This is a genomic window from Sphingobacterium sp. JB170, from assembly GCF_900163865.1.
In the GTDB taxonomy this organism is placed as follows: Bacteria; Bacteroidota; Bacteroidia; order Sphingobacteriales; family Sphingobacteriaceae; genus Sphingobacterium.
On record NZ_FUKU01000034.1, the window covers coordinates 1 to 19489 of the forward strand.

Below are 19489 nucleotides of genomic sequence, written 5' to 3' on the forward strand. Positions count from 1 at the left end.
CAAATAATAGAACCTAAATCCAACTATTCAGCATACCTTAATCTTGCTGTTCAAAACCGTCCCTCCCTCGCGGAGTGGTGCAAAGGTAACAAAACGTAAACCCTATTTCCAAATCAAAAGCCAAACATTCTTTAACAACAAACGCAAGAACCTGAAAACCTGAACAATATTTTTCTAAAAAAACAGCGGATCAGCATAAAGAATCAGGTAGACCAGATCCAAGAAAGTAAAACCATTCTTACTTCGCCCCTGGCCCGTTGGTAGCAAGCATAAGAATATTGAGATCAAATTTTTCGATCACAAAAAAAAACACAGAACTCCTCGAAAACAAATTTACATCGGCAAAGACACCCTATTTTGCAAAAAAACTTAATGTATAAAGTTAATTAATAGAATTATATTCATTATTTTTACTAAAACAACGAATATTATAAAAAATCATGATAAAAAAGGAACTAAAACAATTAGGTATTGAAGCGATATCAAAAGGAACATCAACGGGGAACGAATGGTTCGCAAACGGAAACTCCTTACACTCTTTTTCACCCGTCGACGGGTTGGAAATCGGTGAAGTAATCTCAACTACAAAAGAGGATTACGAACACGTAGTCGAAACGGCAATATCCGCGCAAAAACATTGGGCTAGTATTCCCGCCCCGAAACGAGGTGAAATTATTAGACAATTCGGAGAAAAATTACGCGAGCAAAAGCCCGCTTTAGGGAAGCTTGTTTCATACGAGATGGGTAAATCCTACCAAGAAGGGATGGGGGAAGTACAAGAAATGATTGATATCTGTGATTTCGCTGTAGGGATATCCAGACAACTGTATGGAAACACCATACATTCCGAACGTCCTTCACATAGAATGTACGATCAATACCACCCACTCGGCGTGGTGGGGATAATTTCTGCTTTTAACTTTCCTGTCGCCGTCTGGTCATGGAATACCGCACTCGCATTAGTCTGTGGTGATGTCGTAATATGGAAGGGCAGTGAAAAAACGCCCCTTTGCTCTATAGCTTGTCAAAGGATGCTCGGAGAGATTCTACATGAGAACCAACTACCTGAAGGTATATCGTCAATTATTACAGGAGATTTAAACGCAGGGAAATGGCTTTCCGAAGATAAACGTATCCCTTTAATATCTGCCACAGGTTCAACGAAAATGGGGAAACAAGTTGCATCTACAGTAGCATCACGTTTAGGAAAATCATTGTTAGAACTAGGTGGAAACAATGCAATTATTGTGACGCCGGACGCGGATCTTCACATGACGCTTATTGGCGCCGTCTTCGGTGCAGTCGGCACGGCGGGCCAGCGATGTACAAGTACTCGTAGACTTATTATTCATGAGAGTATTTATGAGTCCGTTAAAGAATCCATAACCGCAGCCTATCGCCAATTAAAAATAGGCAACCCTTTGAATGAAGAAAACCACATGGGGCCTTTAATCGATAAAAAGGCCGTAGACATGTATAACCAGGCTATTTCCAAAATCGAAGAACAGGGTGGCATATTACTTACAGAAAGTGGTCCGATAAATGGCGACAGCAATCAAAGCGGCTGCTACGTGAAGCCTGTAATCGCAGAAGTCCAAAACCATTTCGAGATTGTTCAAACCGAAACATTCGCACCTATATTATACCTAATAAAATACAAAGGTGGCGTTGAAGATGCTATTTCGCTACAGAACAGTGTTGTCCAAGGTCTTTCTTCAGCAATTATGACAAATAATCTTCGCGAAGCGGAACTATTTCTAAGCCATGCGGGATCGGACTGCGGTATTGCAAATGTAAATATTGGAACATCTGGAGCTGAAATTGGCGGCGCATTTGGCGGAGAAAAAGAAACCGGTGGTGGGCGCGAATCAGGCTCCGATGCTTGGAAAATCTATATGCGCCGACAAACCAACACGATTAACTACAGTACGAGCCTTCCCCTCGCACAAGGGATCAGCTTTAATTTTAACTCAAAATAAACGATAAAACTATATTATGAGAGAGCTACATAAAATATTATCAAAACATATTCTTGCCGATGGATTACCAATTGAATTAGATTTTCAAAACAGCCACGACTCGTATATAATGGACAAAAATGGAGAAGAATACCTCGACATGTTTTCCATGTTCGCATCCTCTGCCGTTGGCTATAATCACCCCTATATTGTAGCAAAAAAAGACTTTTTAGGCAATATGGCAATCAATAAGCCCGCCCTATCGGATGCATATCCATATCAATATGCAGATGTATTAGAAGCTTTCGAACGTGTTGCGATGCCAAAAGAGCTCTCCTATTGCTTCTTTATTTCGGGGGGCAGTCTGGCCGTAGAAAACGCCTTAAAGGCAGCTTTTGATTGGAAAACTAAATTAAATCTCTCTCAGGGCATTCAAAAAGAGGCAGGGCAAGTCATACATTTCAAACAAGCTTTCCACGGAAGGTCTGGATACACGCTTTCCTTAACCAACACAATGGATCCCAGAAAACACCAATACTTCCCCAAATTTGACTGGCCGCGAATTGAAAATCCAAAACTAACATTCCCGTTAACCGAAGCTTCGATCAACAACACACTCGAGCTCGAAAAAAAAGCTATCGAACAGGCGAATGCCGCAATAGAAAAATTCCCAAATGAAATTGCATGTATAATACTCGAACCAATACAAGGTGAGGGAGGAGATAATTTCTTTAGAAAAGAATTTTTTCAAGCACTGCGTGCGATATGCGACAAACATGATATTCTTCTAATTTTTGACGAAGTACAAACAGGACTTGGTATGACCGGTAAGATGTGGGCATACCAACACTACGAAATAATCCCAGACATAATATCGTTTGGAAAAAAAACACAGGTATGTGGAATCCTCGCGAATCGAGAAAAATTCGATAAAGTGGAAAAACACGTCTTTAAAGAGTCTAGTCGAATAAATTCAACGTTCGGCGGCAATTTTATTGATCTACTAAGGTTTCAGTTAATTTTAGAAATCATTGAAAAGGAAGACCTTGTAAAACAAGCCGAAATAAAGGGCAATTATTTACTAGAACAAATCACGGCAATAGTCGACACCTCTCCGTATCTTGGGAATCCACGCGGACTTGGGCTCATGGCAGCATTTGATTTCCAGTCGACCGAACAACGTGATAACTTTGTGAAAGTAGCCTTAGAAAACAAATTGCTAATACTTGGCTGCGGAGAGAAAAGCATACGGTTTCGACCGCATCTTACGGCAACCAAGGAAGAATTAGACCGTGCCTTAGCTATTGTAAAAGAATCGGCAATGCAACTCGCTAAAACAACAGTTGCTTAAAAGTAATACTCCTAAATTATGAATGATTGAGTAGCATGTTTTGATAATATGCTACTCTTTTTTTAAGTCAGAATTTAGTCAATTGGACTGAAACACTCAAAACTAGTATTAAAAACCAATATATTTGCCCTCATGGCATCACAACTATACAATCCTTTCGAAAACTTCCAATTCGATAATAAGACCTGCTTTTTAACAGGTGAAACGCTGCAAACTGCTGACGAACAAATACAAGTATTCCCAGTTTGGATGATGCGGAAGTTCAATTTGGAAGACATGCCATTCAAAATGTTAGACGAAAATATCGTAACATATAAGGCTTTAAAACTCCCTTGCTCCGCGAAGGCAGGTTCGCTTTACGAGGAACTGGAAAACAAAATCGAGCAGGCGATGACTCAAGGGTACTCCGCGGTAAAAGAACTTCCCAAGTTAAGCCTTTTTCAGTGGGTGGCGAAGATACTTTACGGCGTCGTATTTAATGAGATACAGGCAGGCATACGTCAAGCTACACTAAGCGGGGAACCACTAAATTTTTCACAAGCCCTCGTTCATAAATTTCGAAATCTGCACTTCATGTTGCAATCGATTCGCACCTCCATTGAATTCGAGCATAAGAACCCCTTCTCTATTATGATTCTACCAATAAAAGAGAACGATACAAACTTCAACTATCGCGATGAAATTAACACCTTAGTCTTTTCTTTTCGTATGAACGACTTTGCGGTAATTGCGACCCTTCAAGATAACGGGACTAACGAAATATACCATGAGGAAGTACTGACCAAAATTCTTGGCAAAGAACTACACCCTATTCAGTTTGAAGAAATTTGTGCCCGATATTTCTATTCGGCTTATCTGTTCAACAGGCTCCCCGAATACACTTATATAGAGACACCTGATAAAACGTTCATAGAACCGATGCCTTTGAACGATTGGACACTTAAACCAATTTTTGATATTTGGCAGAATAAGACCTATGGTCAGGTTCTGGAAAATTTTTGGAAGCCGTGGGGCTTTACACTCTTTGAAATTATCAAAAATCCAGAAGCACCAATGAGCTTTCTCTTTGATCAAGACGATAGATTTATTGAAAACGTGACCATATCGAAAAATTAACTTCAAATCTCCTAGCTCTATCCGCGAAAGCTTGGTTCTTCTGAATAGCATCCCTCTACGTTAATTATCAAACGCTTCCACTAAGCGATTGATACTTTAAAATCTTGAAATACAAGTGCTGAGTCTACGGTTTTACCCTCGCGGGTTTTAACACTTTTTAAAATTGACGTTTTTCCATTTTCCAGCAATTTTTTCATTTCTTTTTCCTCAAGAAACACCCCATTTAAAGTCCGCCAAATTTTAAAATCACAACCGCGTGCATAACGGTCACACTGCGCAATTTTGTCATATAGTTGCACCTGCCCAGGGTTACATTTAGGACACTTGATCACGCCGTTCTGCAGAGGTTTGGCTTCTTCCTTTTGAATCGTAACCCTTAGATGAAGTAGTTCCTTTGTGATCTTCGCGGTATAGTCTCTAATATGTTTCATAAAAATCTCATATGAACCTTTATTAGAACGCATCTCTTCCAGTTTCTGTTCCCATTTCCCTGTCAATGTTACTTTGGCAATCGACCGATCTTTGACTAGATTATACACGACAAGTCCTTTCTCTGTTGGAATTAACTTTTTCTTCTCTCTTTTGATGTAATCACGTTGAAAAAGCGTCTCAATTGTTGCTGCGCGGGTTGCAGGTGTGCCCAGACCACATTCTTTCATTGCTTGACGCATCTCATCGTCTTCAATTTCCTTCCCGGAGGTCTCCATAGCCTTCAACAGCGAAGCTTCCGTGTGAATAGGACGCGCTTTTGTAAACCTCTCGGCGAGCTCTAAATGACGGATACTCAGCATCTCACCTTGAATCAGATTCGGCAATTGGGTATTCTCACCGTCAAGGTCATCTGCATTTTTATCGTCATCAGGGAACTCCACTTGGTCGGCAGACAAACGCCAACCATACTGTTTTATTACTGTTCCTTTTGCTACTAATTCAATACCCAACGCGTCAATTGTAACCGTAGTAATATCCTTTAAACAGACATCCGAGAAGCTCTCAACCATCCGCTTAGCGATCATATTATATATGTTTTGCTGTTCGTTTAACATTGGCCCGGGCTTTTCCTCGGTGACCAAAAGAGCGTGGTGATCTGTTACTTTCTTTTCGTCAACTGATCGCTTATTAAGTTTCGATCCAATCAAATTTCGACTAATTGTCGCTATCCCTTCTTCCGCCGTGTCGGCCAAATGCTGGAATAGTTCTTCGATTTGTTCAAAAACATCCTCACCAATATAGCGAGAACCTGTACGCGGATAGGTTATTACTTTCTTTTCATACAGCGTCTGCGCAATATTTAAAGTTTGATCTGCCGAATAACCATATTTCTTATTAGCGTCTTGTTGAAGAGAAGTCAAATCAAAAAGCAGTGGTGGTTGCTCTTTTGTTTCTTTCGCTTCTACCTTCAGGACGTCCACATTTGTCCCAATGGCGATTCGACTGACCACCGCCTCAGCATCTTGTTTCTTCTCAATTTTTGCCGATGTAGCCTTAAATTTAATTTCATCTTTCTCAAACCCGGCTTGAATCCGATAAAATGCTTGCGGCTTGAAACCTTTATTTTCTACATAGCGCCCACAAATCATTGCTAAAGTCGGTGTTTGTACTCTACCGAGCGAAAGCAAACCACGGTTACCTGCCGCTAAGGTAAGGGCTTGGGTAGCATTAATTCCAATCAACCAGTCCGACTCTGATCGGGATCGTGCAGACATATACAGACTATCGTACTCTGTTCCCGCTTTAAGTTTAGCGAACCCTTCCTTTATCGCTTTGTCCGTTTGTGATGATATCCAAAGTCTTTTGAATGGAACTGTTGACTTTAGGTAGTAATAAATGTTCCTAAAAATAAGTTCTCCTTCACGTCCAGCATCAGTTGCCACTATGATCTCATCAGCTTGATCAAACAACCGCTTTATCGTGTTAAGTTGCTTTAATGCACCGGCATCATCAATTTGCTTTCCATCCCTTTTTACCTTCTTCGACTCTAATTGAAATTCTGCGGGAATAATTGGTAAATTGGATACGGCCCAGCTCGAATAACCATATGTCTGTGGCGTACATAATTGGACCAAATGTCCAAAGGCATACGTAAAGGCATAACCATTCCCCGCAATATACCCGTCCATTACTTCCTTGGCCCCCATTACCCTAGCTAAATCACGAGCTACCGACGGTTTTTCTGCAATTACTACTTTCATAGATTTCCCTAAGATGTATAATTCTGTTCTTAATTTTAATTCACTCAGACCACTATCTTAATCAAGCGACGGGATTGAGATTCCATTAATTTTCCGATAGAGCTCGATGGCATAAACGTCGGTCATACCCGACACAAAATCCAAAACAGCCCGAATCTTCGAATACGCATCGGTGCAATCGGTATGAAACTGTTTCGGAATCATAGCAACCAGTTTTTTATCGAACATCGTCTTATTTGTTTTAAGATACGCCGGTATAAATTCGTCCAATAAGGCATTCATCACATGATAACCCGCAATTTCAATTTGAACGACGGTTGAAGCATTATAGATCCGTTCGACCGATATCTTGGAAATCAATTTCATTTGCTCGACAATCGGCTCTTCGAGTGCATCGACTAACGAGCTTCCAAATGTTCCAGATAAAAACTTATCCTGATTCTCCACAAACACATTTGCCGCGCCGTGTATCAGCGTGTTAATAGCCTTGGCGCGCAAGAGTTCCACTCGACTACCGCGATCGTCTAAACTATCTAGCCGGGCACGTAAATTTTGCCCCCCGCAAAGTGGCAACAAGAGATCTTCTACCTCTTGATAGGATAATATTTTTAAATGATGGGCATCTTCTAAGTCAATAATATTATAACAAATATCGTCCGCTGCTTCCACCAAATATACTAGTGGATGGCGTAGGTACCCGTTGGTATTCGTAGGATCTACTCTTAAGCCCAGTTCTTCCGCAATTTTACAAAATGTATCACGCTCGCCGTCAAAAAAACCGTATTTTTTTCGATGATGGTTCTTTGCCACGTGACCATCAATTGAGGCGCACGGATACTTCACAATCGAAGCCAATGTCGCGTAGGTCAAGGCATAGCCTTTTTCATCTTTCCCCTGGTAAGCATGAGTCAATATACGAAGTGCGTTAGCGTTACCTTCAAAATGCGTTAGATCAGCCCATTGGTTAATTGAAACCTGTTCTTCAAATTTGCTCCCCGCGCCTTCGGTAAAATAAGAGGAAATTGCTGCTTCCCCGGAGTGTCCAAACGCCGGGTTACCTAAATCATGGGAGAGACAAGCAGATGAAATTATATTCCCGACCTCTTGCAGAAAAGGAATATCCTGATCGATGTTGGGGTTGTTTTTTTTCATCAGGTTATAGAATAACCGTCCCAAGGAGCGGCCTACACTTGCCACCTCTAAGCTATGTGTCAATCTATTATGGACAAACACTGCGCCAGGCAAAGGAAAAACTTGCGTTTTATTCTGTAGCCTCCGAAAAGGTGATGAAAAAATCAATCTGTCGTAATCCCGTTGAAATTCTGAGCGCGCATCGAAATTGTCCTTTTCTTCCCGGTGCTCATATCCCCAGCGTTTCGCTGAAAGCAACTGTTTCCAATCCATCTAAAAAATAATCATTTTGCTAGCTGCAAATATACAATTTCTAAACTTGCCTAAGTCCGAAAGACACGCACCAATTTGCATAATTATAATCAATCGCGCCGGCAGATCGAAAAAAGATCAAAAAGCTCAAAGTGACAAAATTCCGACTTTTAATTGGGATAAATACGCTTCGATTTCCCTAGTGATCGAATACAAATTTAGCGTGCTACTCATTAGCAATACCAATTTCCAAATTCGTATTATTGCCAACTGTAAAATTAAGTCTTTGGTTACTTCTCTTCCACGTATCAAGTCTATTTGCTATTTTTATAGCGTATAAAACTAATAGCGATGACTTACATTCTCCCTCCACATAAAAACTTCATTCATTCCATCAACGGAAAAAACACGCATTTGATAGTTTTGAAAAACCGTAGTGGTATGCAAGTTGCACTGACGGATTACGGTGCACGTATTGTGAGTATCCTCGTTCCTGACAAACATGGTGAACTCCGTGATGTCATCCTCGGATTTGATTCTATTCAAGCCTATCTAGATGCCCAGGAGAAGTTCCACGGTGCAACGATTGGGCGTTTTGCAAATAGAATCGCTAACGGTAAGTTTTCACTAAACGGTCAACACTATACGCTTCCACAAAACAACGGAACAAATTGCCTACACGGTGGACGATCTGGCTTGCAAGACAAGGTATGGGACAGGCAAGTATCTTTTAGAAAGAAAGTAGACTTCTACCTTAGCTCGCCTGATGGAGATGAAGGCTTCCCGGGAAACCTTCGGATATGCGTATCGTTTGAGCTAACCGAATTCAATGAAATACAAATCAACTATAGAGCGATCTGCGACAAAGACACAGTATTAAACCTAACGAATCATGCTTACTTCAACCTCAATGGTGAGGGCAATGGAGATATTTTAGATCATCAGTTAACAATCCCCTCCACGCATTACATCCCGATTGACAAAAACCAGATACCACTGGGTGAAGAAGCCTCCGTTGCGGAAACACCTTTCGATTTCCGCCAGGCCAAGCATATTGGAGACGAGATTAACCACGACGACACCCAGATAGCCCACGGAAATGGATACGACCATACTTTCGTTACCCCACAGCCATTGTCAAAAGTAGCAGCAACTGCTTTTTCGGAAGCATCAGGAATACGACTCGAGGTCCAAACAACGGAGCCTGGAATACAATTATATTCTGCAAATTTCCTTTCCGAACAAGATATAGGAAAATCCGGTAAAAATTATGGCCCGCGAAAAGCCTTTTGCTTCGAAACGCAACATTTTCCCAATAGTCCAAACCAGGAAAATTTTCCATCAACAACTCTTAAAGCAGACACCGAATTCTCCTCACAAACGATTTTTCGATTTTCAGTTTATAAATAGGCGGCACCTGTGGCAAGAAAAATAAAAAGACACACCTAATTTTAAACAATTGCATTGATTTTTTCTTTAAGACCTTCATAAACAGTATTTAAGAAAAAATACTTATATTCGCATCAATAATCAAAAACGTATGTAATCATAACTTCAATTAAAATAGTATTTATTCAGTGAACAAGTTTTCTTGCTCACAAATGTTCAAGCCTATATTTAAAAGTTATGATTAATCTTCATAAAATTTCATACATCCATCCGAACAAGGATGTACTTTTCACAAATATTAATTTTAATGTTGATCCTTCGGATAAAATTGCTTTAGTTGGCGATAACGGTAGCGGTAAATCCACACTATTGCGGCTAATAGCTCAAAAAATAACTCCAACTGCTGGACAAGTTGTCGCGAACTCATTGGTTTATCATATTCCGCAGTTATATGGGCAATATGACCATTTTACCGTTGTCCAAACGCTCGGTATCGCAAATAAAATACACGCATTGCATCAGATACTAGGAGGTGCACTCACGGAAGAATACTTCGAAGCGCTTGATAATGATTGGCAGATAGAGAACCGCTGCATTGAAACATTCCAAAAATGGGCCCTTCCCGAAGAATGTATGCACCGCAAAATGGATCAGTTAAGTGGCGGGGAAAAGGCGAAAGTTCTTTTGTCAGGAATACATCTCCATAATGCTGATGTCATTTTAATGGACGAACCTAGTAATCATCTGGACGGTGAGACAAGACAGCTGCTATATCAATTTGTGGAAACAACAAAACAAGCGTTGGTAATCGCTAGCCACGATCGGAAACTTCTAAATTTTATGAACAAAACATACGAACTAAACCGTGGCCAGCTTAAATTATATGGTGGAAATTATGATTTCTTTCGCCTTCAAAAAGAGAATGATCTAGTAGCGCAGTCAGCGCAGATACAATCAAAAGAAAAAGATTTAAGGAAAGCTAGGCAACAAGAACGAAAAACGGCCGAACGCATGGAAAGGTCCGACGTACGCGGAAAGCAAAAGCAAACAAACTCGGGCCTCTCCCGCATCATGATGAACACCCTACGAAATAATGCTGAAAATAGCACGTCCAAAGTGAAGGATATCCATCGGCATAAAATCTCCGGCATTACCGACGAATTAACCACACTTCGATCAGCTCAATCCTTGTCTTCGAGAATCAAACTGGATATCGAAAATTCAGCGTTACATCACGGTAAAATACTATACCATGCAGAAGGCTTGAATATTAAAATCGGTGGTAAGGAATTGTGGAAAAAGAATATAGATCTTCATATTGAAAGTGGCGAGCGTATATCGTTGGAGGGAGCCAATGGTTCGGGAAAAACCACCCTGATTAACCTGCTGCTGGGAAAAGCTATTCCGAGTAAAGGGAAATTAACTACTGCCCCAGTGACGCCTGTGTATTTTGATCAAAATTATTCATTACTAGAGGAGAATAAGTCGATATACGAGATGGCCCAATCGTTCAACGATGGAGGATTGGAGGAGCATGAAGTAAAGACACGATTAAGTCGCTTTCTATTCCCAAATGACACATGGAACAATACCTGTAGCACGCTCAGTGGCGGGCAACGTATGAAGTTAATACTATGCGGACTCACCGTTCGAGAGAATGCTCCCGACGTACTATTTATGGATGAACCGACTAATAATGTTGATATTCAAAGTATGGAGATCTTAACAAATTCGTTGATCGATTACAAAGGAACGCTAATCGTCGTTTCGCACGATAAAACATTTTTGGAACAATTAAATATTTCCAGAAAAATACAGTTGAACTAGGCAAAAGGGATGTATCCTCGAAATAAATAGTTCGAGGATACATCTCAAATGGCTCCTACCAGTTAATGCGGGGTATCTTTATTTCAGTAGTTGCGATAATGCGTTCTCAACTTTTGGAAAACCAAAAGCCGCAATATTCTCATCAAACATTCGCACAATCTCTTGGTTACATAAATTACCGATACTTCCCTCGTGCGTATGTTGAACCGCTTTTGAAGGCTTAAAAGTACCTTGCTCGATGGCCAATCCAATATTTCTATAAGCTTCTCTAAAAGGAATACCTTGTAGGACTTCATTGTTTACAACCTCAACGCTAAAAAGGTAATCATATTTCGGATCATCTAATACGTCTTCTTTCACCGAAATGTGATCCAACATAAACGTTGTGATTTCCAAGCATTCAGATAGCGACTGAAAGGCTGGAAATAAATTTTCTTTCAGCAATTGCAAATCCCTATGATAACCCGAAGGTAGGTTTGTCGTCATCAAAGCAATTTCATTGGGCAGTGCTTGAATTTTATTACATCGTGCACGAACCAACTCGAAAACATCCGGGTTCTTCTTGTGAGGCATAATACTGGAACCAGTTGTAAGATTTGCAGGGAAGGAAATAAAACCAAAATTTTGATTAATAAATAAACATACGTCCATTGCGAACTTAGCGAGTGTGGCCGCGACCGCACTCATTCCCTGTGCCAATATACGCTCGGTTTTTCCACGTCCCATTTGCGCATAAACCACGTTATAATTTAAATCGTCGAAACCGAGCAAATTTGTTGTCATTCGTCTATTTAACGGAAACGACGACCCATAACCTGCTGCAGACCCTAACGGGTTTTTATTACAAACTTTCCAAGAGGCCTTCATGAGTTCCAAATCGTCCACTAAACTTTCTGCGTAAGCGCCAAACCATAACCCAAAAGAAGAAGGCATTGCGATTTGTAAATGCGTGTATCCGGGAATTAATATGTTTTGATGTTTATCACTAAGCTCAATTAGTTTACGAAACAATTCTTCAACTTGAAGAACAAGACTCTGAATTTCTGAACGGAAATATAATTTTAAATCGACTAAGACTTGATCATTTCGAGACCGACCTGAATGAATCTTTTTTCCGGCATCGCCTACGCGTTCGGTCAATAGCATTTCTATCTGCGAATGTACATCCTCAACAGAGTCTTCAATTGTGAACTTATTTTCTTCTATATCACGGTAAATATTCTTAAGCTCATCCTGTACAACTTTTAATTCATCATCCGATAATAATCCGATACTGTTTAACATCTGTGTATGCGCTAATGAGCCAAGCACATCGGCTGCTGCAAGCTGTAAATCCAATGCGCGGTCATTACCAACAGTAAAAGACTCCACAAAAGAGTCGACGTCAATATTTTTTTGCCAAATTTTCATCCAATAAGTTTTTGTGTGTCGAATAACTTCGCCGCAACGCGCAGTAATATGGGGCAACGTTCGTTAGACTGTATCCAATTTCAATCATGCTATAGCACAAATGTATAAAAATACAGCACAAAACGAGAATACGAATACGTAGAAAGCAGATCCTGTAACTGTTAAATTAATGAACTCAACAATACATCAAATTCATTCTTTTAATACACATGCAAAATCCATATAGGGGAAGGGTGATTCGGGGTGTTTCTGTAAATTATTACAATTATTCAATTCAGCCAATTATTTTTTTCATGGGCAAATGCGGCCCTAATGCTCAAAAACCAAATAAAAAAGTGATCACTTACTTTTTTTTAAAAAATATCTTTGTGTGAATAATTTATATGCATATGTTTGTAGACGTAAAGGGGAAATGAAAAATTGAAATAAGGCTAGTGAGTTAAGACTCACGCTCGACGCCACCAGCATTAAACCACCAAATTTGATAGACGAAGGTCTTAAAACTTAAAAAAAATACGACTAACCACTTATAAACTAATTTTGTTCTGAAGCGTATCCTGACCTGTGATACGCTTCTTTCTTTTTCCTACATTCCTTTCTTTTGTGTAAAACGATGAAATATTAGTACCTTTGATCAAGTGTAGTCAGCAACTTTTTAATTAATAATAAATCATTAACGTCGTGTAGTTATGGGAACAGAAAGTAAAAGACAACAAAGATTCGCTGGGGTGATACAGCAAGACTTGGCCGAACTCTTTCAACGAGACGGAAAGGTATGGGCCCCTGACGCATTCGTTACGGTAACAAAAGTTAGGGTAACTCCGGATCTCGCTATTGCGCGTGTTTATGTAAGTTTCTTAAATACGAAGACAGCCAAGGAGGATCTACAAAATATTCAAAGTAAGACGACCGAAATACGATATAAACTTGGTACTCGTATAAAGCACCAAGCGCGCGTCGTTCCACAGTTGGAATTCTTCTTGGACGACACTAACGAATATGTCGAACATATGGAAAAGATTTTTGAAGAAATTAACAAAGAACCTAGGCAACCAGATTAAAATCTGGTTTTTTTGTTCCAAACTATGGTCTATCAGTTAGATAAACGAAATGCATTCCCCCACCCTCGTTTAGCGAACGAAGATGGACTACTCGCTGTTGGCGGTGACTTAAGCACTGAACGATTGCTACTCGCTTATGAGCACGGCATTTTCCCTTGGTATGACGAAGCATCCCCCATTCTATGGTACGCCCCCAAAGTGCGGTTCGTTTTACAGCCAAATGAATTGAAAATAAGCAAAAGTATGCGTCAATTTATACGTTCAACGACGTTGATCAATACACACGATAAGGCCTTTGTCTCGGTTATAGAAAATTGTGCACAGATACGCCGTAGCGAGGAACAAGGCACTTGGATTACCGATCAGATGCAGCAGGCCTATAACAGACTTCACGAACTCGGATTTGCCCATAGTTTTGAGACATACGATCAAATAGGAAATCTTGTAGGGGGATTATACGGTGTGCAAGTCGGAAACGTTTTCTGTGGAGAAAGTATGTTCTCTAAGACATCCAATGCTTCCAAACTAGCGTTAATTTACCTCTGCCAAAACTTCTCATTCACACTCATCGATTGTCAAATATACAGCGGCCATTTAGCTTCCTTGGGAGCAAAAGAAATTGATGGAGCATTGTTTTATAACGAATTAAAAAAACAAACCTTTTCCCCGAATGAACTTGCGCAAACACTTTGACATCCCATCGTCCTTAATTTATCTAAACACGCCGGGTAGTGGTTTACTTCCAAAGCAAGTCGTGCAGTGGCGTGCACAACGTGAAAATGAGTTTTACGATCCCTCTGGTTTTTTACGCGATCAGCAGCCAGCACTTATAGAAAGTGTACGAGCGGAGATAGCGTCTTGTTTCAGTACCGCCGTAGAACGCACCTTTTGTACGCCCAACTTTTCATTCGGATTCAGCACTCTGATCGACAGGATGCCTAAAAATCTCCATTATTTGCTCTTGCAAGAAGATTATCCTTCCTTGAACTACCCCATCATCAGTCGCGGTCTTCGCCATAAATTTTCGCGAGTGAGTGCACATTTAGAGCAAGACATTCTCGATGCTGTAGCAAAATATTCTCCCGATGTGTTATTATTAAGTTTAGTACAATATATCAACGGCGTCAAAATTGACTTAGATTTCATCAAACAACTAAAAAAATCCTATCCCGATTTAATTATTATTGGCGACGGCACACAGCTATTGGGGACGGAAACTTTCGATTTTGATGAATCGGGGTTCGACGCGCTAGGGGCGAGTGGTTACAAATGGTTACTTTCGGGATTTGGAAATGGTTTTATGATGCTTAGCGAACAGCTCACGCATTTGCTTAAAAATGCAATCGGCACCCCTCCTGCACCAGGAGAGAATATGTGGAGCAAAAAATCAATGCTTCAAACTTTTTTCGAACCAGGTCACCAGGACACCATGTCGATGGGAACATTAGGACAATCCCTAATTTTTTTGCAGGAAATTGGATTGGATAAAATTCAAAGCCATTTAATACAATTGGTTAACTTTGCATATGAGGAACTCCACAGTAGGGGGCTTCTCTTACCTATTGCCGCTGAGCGAAAAATTCACTCGGCACTTATTAATGTTCAAATCCCACCTGCGCGCTATGAGGAGCTTTTACATGCCGGTGTGCGCTGTTTTCCACGCGGAACAGGGATTAGAATAGGAATACATATATACAACACGCTACAGGATATACATCAATTATTAAAGATAATTGATCGAGGGAATCTAAAATAGAAAAACATGAAATTTAAAATTGGAGATTTGGTTCGCTTTGTTGACGAGCCGATTGAAGGACATATTACTTCATTTCAAACCGACGAGATCGTTGGTGTAACCGATGACTCCGGTTTCGAAATCCCTGTACCAGCAACTAAAATAACGCTCGTTCATGGAAATATGCGACATATCGATGATCAAGATCAGCCCGTACGACCCAAAGACAATGCCCCATTTACAACCAAAGGCATCTATTTAGCCGTCGCCGGCGATCAGAAAGAAGGATTAGCAAAGTTCTTTATAGTAAATCACACTTCATATGACCTCCTTATCGCGATCTCCGAGATAAATGGTCAAAAACGTACGGCTCTGTTTGGCGAGCATGTCTTGGCCAAGGACTTCATACAATTTCACACCGCAAATTTCAGCAATATCGGCAAATGGCCCAATATGGATATTCAGATACTGCGATACAGTCAATCAGTACAGCACGTCACCCAACCCATTGCCATCGAGATGAGGATCAAACCCATGAATTTATTAGAGCAAAAAGAAGTTGACGAAATAATCGACTTAAAAGTATGGTCATTCGAACTCGACGCGCCGCAGGAAAATATTAATGTTGATAAGCTTAAAGATCATTTCATTTCACACCGTCCGAACAAACGCTAAGTTCTTTTTTACCGATTTAATTGCTGTGCTAGTATAAAAAACGCTTTTTTTCTATGAAATAAGACAATTTGTCGCGAATGAACCGGCCAAAAATTTAATAAATAACGTTTAAATGTCCTTTTATGCCGAGTAAATAATAGTACAATTGTAATTATATAGATGCCGAGCATGGATTTATATTCGATCATCACGCCGAATAACATATTAAATTTCTGATAATAAGATGATTAAGTCTATTTAAAATCATTCTAAATTCAGCCAAGTGACAGATTTCTGACAGAAAAGCATTCCTTTTAATCTACATTTGCAGGAGAAAAATTATTGAGCAAAATTAAGCTTTGAAGAATCTAAAAGTTATAGCGTTCACCCACAAACATGTCGAGTTAAAAGACTTGGGTAATCTAGTTATCTGCAATGAAGAGTTGGAAGATAGGCTAGCTAATCTAAAAACAAGGCTGGACATTCCAGAAATATTTTACATTGCAACATGTAACCGCGTTGAGTTTGTATTTTGTGGCGCGCATGATCTAAACGATCAGTTCATCGCTGAATTTATGGGGCAGATGAACTTCTGTGTACCAGCAGAACGTTTGCAATGCTTTCTTGGGCAGGTAACCAGATATGAGGAAATGGATGCCCTGACGCACCTGTTTCGAATGTCATGCTCTTTAGAGAGTTTAGTGGTCGGTGAGAAAGAAATTCTTGCACAAGTTCGTAAAGCTTACGAGCGTTGTCGTGAAGCTGGGTTCACCGGCGATTATCTTCGTTTAGTCATGGACCGTTTGGTAAAAACTGCGAAAGAGGTCTATACATTTACAAATATTTCTCGTAACCCTATATCAGTCGTCTCCTTAGCATATCGCAAACTAAAAGAAAACAAAATACCTCAAAACCCGCGAATTTTGGTTATCGGTTCAGGTGAAACAAATCAGAACTTAGCAAAATATCTACGGAAGCATCAACATAGTAATTTTGTTGTTTTCAATCGTACAATAGGAAATGCGACGAAATTAGCGAAGGACCTTAATGCGAAAGCGTATCCACTTTCCGCACTTGGTCAGTACAAAAATGGGTTTGACGTGATGATAATATGTACCGGTTCGCCGGAATCAATCATCGACAAGAACCTATACAGCATGCTCCTCAATGGAGAGACGGATAAAAAAATTATTATCGACTTAGCCATTCCCAACGACGTCGATGCGGATGTGGTTGCCAACTTCAATATGCAATACATTGAAGTAAGTAGCTTACAAGCGATCGCTGAAAAGAACAAGCAAGACAGGTACAACGAGCTCGCAAGTGCAGATACTATTATTCAACAAAACATCCAAGAGTTTCTACCGCTAATCAAACAGCGCCGCGTAGAATTAGCTATGCGCGAGGTTCCAGAGAAAATTAAGGAAATCAAATCATTCGCTCTAAACGAAGTTTTTGCTCAAGAAATCCAGAAATTAGATCCGCAGGCCCGTGAAACACTTGAGAAAGTCATTAATTACATGGAAAAGAAATACATCAAAGTTCCTATGTTAATGGCGAAGGATATTTTAGTAAAAAATACACTGGCAGAAAATAATTAACATTTTTCTCGTAATATAGCGTATTTCTGACAATACAGGTCGGGATTGTATTCGTATTTGGCTAGCTTTGTAAGTATTTTCAACCATAAAGTATCAATAGTGAACAGAAAACTTATCATTGGAACAAGAGGTAGTCGACTTGCAATGTGGCAAGCAAATTATATCAAAGATCAGTTAGCTGCAATTGGCGTTGACTCGGAGTTAAAAATAATCAAGACGCAGGGTGATATCATCCAACATCTTCGGTTGGACAAACTAGAGGGTAAAGGATTTTTTACCAAAGAATTAGAAGAAGAATTACTTTCTGGACAAGTTGATCTCGCTGTTCACTCTCATAAAGATCTTCCTACTGTCAACCCTCCTGGATTAATTATCGCAGCAGTATCCGAGCGAGAAGACGCTTCCGAATTGCTAATTATACATAAAGATTGCGTAGACATCAAAAAACGACTGTCGTTAAAACACAACGCTACTGTCGGTACTTCCTCGAATAGACGAAAAGCGCAACTACTCTCTTTACGTCCTGATTTAGAGTTCACAGACCTACGTGGAAACATTCAAACTAGACTTCAGAAATTACGTGATGAGAAATACGATGCTATAATGCTTGCAAAAGCTGGGGTAACCCGTGTTGATATGGATTTATCAGACTTTCATTTGGAAGAACTGCGCCCAATCGAAATCGTACCTGCGCCAGCGCAAGGAGTATTAGCAATCCAAATAAGAGAAAATGATCAGGAGTTGTTTGAAATATTAAAACCTCTAAATGACCAGAAGGTCACCCAAACAATTGCCGTAGAACGAAAAGTGCTAAACATGTTTGATGCCGGATGTCACGCACCGTTAGGTTGCTATTGCCGGGAAACGGAGGACGGAGCATTTGAGTCGTGGACTTCCATAGCAGAAGACAACGAAGATTTTCCGAACCGCTTTTACATACATGCACCAACGACCGAAGGCATGGCTGAAAAAATATTTGAAAAGTTCCAAAAAGATCGAAAATTCCCTTCGAGCGTTTTTATCACACGAGATTTAGACGAAAATTCTTATTTAGGACGCTTTTTAAGTAAGCACAATATCCATACCGATGCTCGCTCACTTATAAAGATATATCCAACAATAAACAAACTCGATTCGTTTATACTCAAACGCGCGGATTGGATCTTCTTTAACAGTAAAAATGCAATCGAACATTTTTTCAAATTGGATCCTTGGATTTTAAAGAAAACGAAGATTGCCGTCTTAGGACGAGGGTCTGAATATGCGCTTCGAAAATACGACCGTGTAGCGGATTTCTCAGGCGATAATTTAGGTATCAAAACCGAGGATATCGCTAAAGAGTTCGCTCGACTTGTCGACGGTCAGTCCGTTTTTATTCCGAGAGCAAAAGACTCGCTGTTATCAATACAGAAAGCGCTAACACCTAACACGACGGTGATCGACATGCCTATTTACGAAACGGTACTTGAAGAAAATATAAATAAAACGAATGCGGAGGTATTGATTTTTACAAGTCCAAGTAACGTTAAGGCGTATTTTCGGGATAACCTAATTGAGCCGGGACAGCATATTATTAGTATAGGCCACTCTACAGCGCGCGCTATTGAGGTCATGGGCTTATCCTATACATTGCCGTTCACACCAGACGAGATAGGATTGTCTGAAGCAATTTTTGGATTAGATTACTAAATCCCATATAGGGTTATTCAACGGTCAAATCGTGCTTTCGAAGATGGAACACATTACAATTAAACACATATAACCCGTTGGGTGAAATGAATTAGGGGGAAAAATATTATAAATAAGCATTAA

At 40.1% G+C, this 19489-nt stretch carries 14 protein-coding genes; 11 read left to right on the top strand and 3 right to left on the bottom strand.

Annotated features, from left to right (window positions below; translation table 11 throughout):
* Positions 1 to 440 precede the first annotated feature (440 nt).
* From FM107_RS10500 to FM107_RS10510, 3 genes are all read left to right on the top strand, one after another.
* Entirely contained in the window at positions 441 to 1979 is a 1539-nt protein-coding gene (locus FM107_RS10500) for an aldehyde dehydrogenase family protein (protein ID WP_086948472.1), read from the top strand.
* A 16-nt stretch (positions 1980 to 1995) separates the two neighbouring features.
* Positions 1996 to 3309, top strand: a complete 1314-nt coding sequence (gene lat / locus FM107_RS10505) for an L-lysine 6-transaminase (RefSeq protein ID WP_179204456.1) — start codon at positions 1996 to 1998, stop codon at positions 3307 to 3309.
* A 132-nt stretch (positions 3310 to 3441) separates the two neighbouring features.
* Positions 3442 to 4425, top strand: coding sequence for a hypothetical protein (locus FM107_RS10510; protein ID WP_086948474.1), 984 nt, complete (start codon positions 3442 to 3444; stop codon positions 4423 to 4425).
* 80 nt (positions 4426 to 4505) lie between these two features.
* On the opposite strand, the gene topB is transcribed toward FM107_RS10510, so the two are convergent.
* Complete coding sequence (topB, locus tag FM107_RS10515) at positions 4506 to 6617, bottom strand: type IA DNA topoisomerase (RefSeq protein ID WP_086948475.1); 2112 nt, start codon at positions 6615 to 6617, stop codon at positions 4506 to 4508.
* A 57-nt stretch (positions 6618 to 6674) separates the two neighbouring features.
* Entirely contained in the window at positions 6675 to 8021 is a 1347-nt protein-coding gene (locus tag FM107_RS10520) for a deoxyguanosinetriphosphate triphosphohydrolase (protein WP_086948476.1), read from the bottom strand.
* A gap of 330 nt (positions 8022 to 8351) precedes the next feature.
* Here FM107_RS10520 and FM107_RS10525 point away from each other — a divergent pair, with 330 nt between their 5' ends.
* Together FM107_RS10525 and FM107_RS10530 are read left to right on the top strand one after the other, a co-directional pair.
* Positions 8352 to 9410 carry an aldose epimerase family protein gene (locus tag FM107_RS10525; RefSeq protein ID WP_086948477.1) on the top strand — a complete coding sequence of 353 codons (1059 nt, stop codon included), beginning with the start codon at positions 8352 to 8354 and terminating at the stop codon, positions 9408 to 9410.
* A 216-nt stretch (positions 9411 to 9626) separates the two neighbouring features.
* Positions 9627 to 11216, top strand: a complete 1590-nt coding sequence (locus tag FM107_RS10530; RefSeq protein ID WP_086948478.1) for an ABC-F family ATP-binding cassette domain-containing protein — start codon at positions 9627 to 9629, stop codon at positions 11214 to 11216.
* Positions 11217 to 11294: 78 nt separating this feature from the next.
* On the opposite strand, the gene argH is transcribed toward FM107_RS10530, so the two are convergent.
* Positions 11295 to 12626: an argininosuccinate lyase gene (gene argH / locus FM107_RS10535; RefSeq protein ID WP_086948479.1), complete on the bottom strand. Its 1332-nt coding sequence runs from the start codon at positions 12624 to 12626 to the stop codon at positions 11295 to 11297.
* 689 nt (positions 12627 to 13315) lie between these two features.
* Between argH and rbfA the strand changes: the two genes are divergently transcribed.
* The 6 genes from rbfA (at position 13316) to hemC (ending at position 19366) form a co-directional block, all read left to right on the top strand.
* Positions 13316 to 13687, top strand: a complete 372-nt coding sequence (rbfA, locus tag FM107_RS10540) for a 30S ribosome-binding factor RbfA (RefSeq protein ID WP_086948480.1) — start codon at positions 13316 to 13318, stop codon at positions 13685 to 13687.
* A 24-nt stretch (positions 13688 to 13711) separates the two neighbouring features.
* Positions 13712 to 14380, top strand: a complete 669-nt coding sequence (gene aat, locus FM107_RS10545; protein WP_086948481.1) for a leucyl/phenylalanyl-tRNA--protein transferase — start codon at positions 13712 to 13714, stop codon at positions 14378 to 14380.
* Positions 14358 to 15443, top strand: coding sequence for an aminotransferase class V-fold PLP-dependent enzyme (locus FM107_RS10550; protein ID WP_086948482.1), 1086 nt, complete (start codon positions 14358 to 14360; stop codon positions 15441 to 15443). The genes aat and FM107_RS10550 overlap by 23 nt, the downstream gene beginning before the upstream one ends.
* 6 nt (positions 15444 to 15449) lie before the next feature.
* On the top strand, positions 15450 to 16097 hold the full coding sequence (locus FM107_RS10555) for a hypothetical protein (protein WP_086948483.1): 648 nt from the start codon (positions 15450 to 15452) through the stop codon (positions 16095 to 16097).
* Positions 16098 to 16435: 338 nt separating this feature from the next.
* Positions 16436 to 17677 carry a glutamyl-tRNA reductase gene (gene hemA, locus FM107_RS10565; RefSeq protein WP_086948485.1) on the top strand — a complete coding sequence of 414 codons (1242 nt, stop codon included), beginning with the start codon at positions 16436 to 16438 and terminating at the stop codon, positions 17675 to 17677.
* A 99-nt stretch (positions 17678 to 17776) separates the two neighbouring features.
* Positions 17777 to 19366, top strand: coding sequence for a hydroxymethylbilane synthase (hemC, locus tag FM107_RS10570; protein WP_086948486.1), 1590 nt, complete (start codon positions 17777 to 17779; stop codon positions 19364 to 19366).
* The last annotated feature ends 123 nt before the right edge of the window (positions 19367 to 19489 follow it).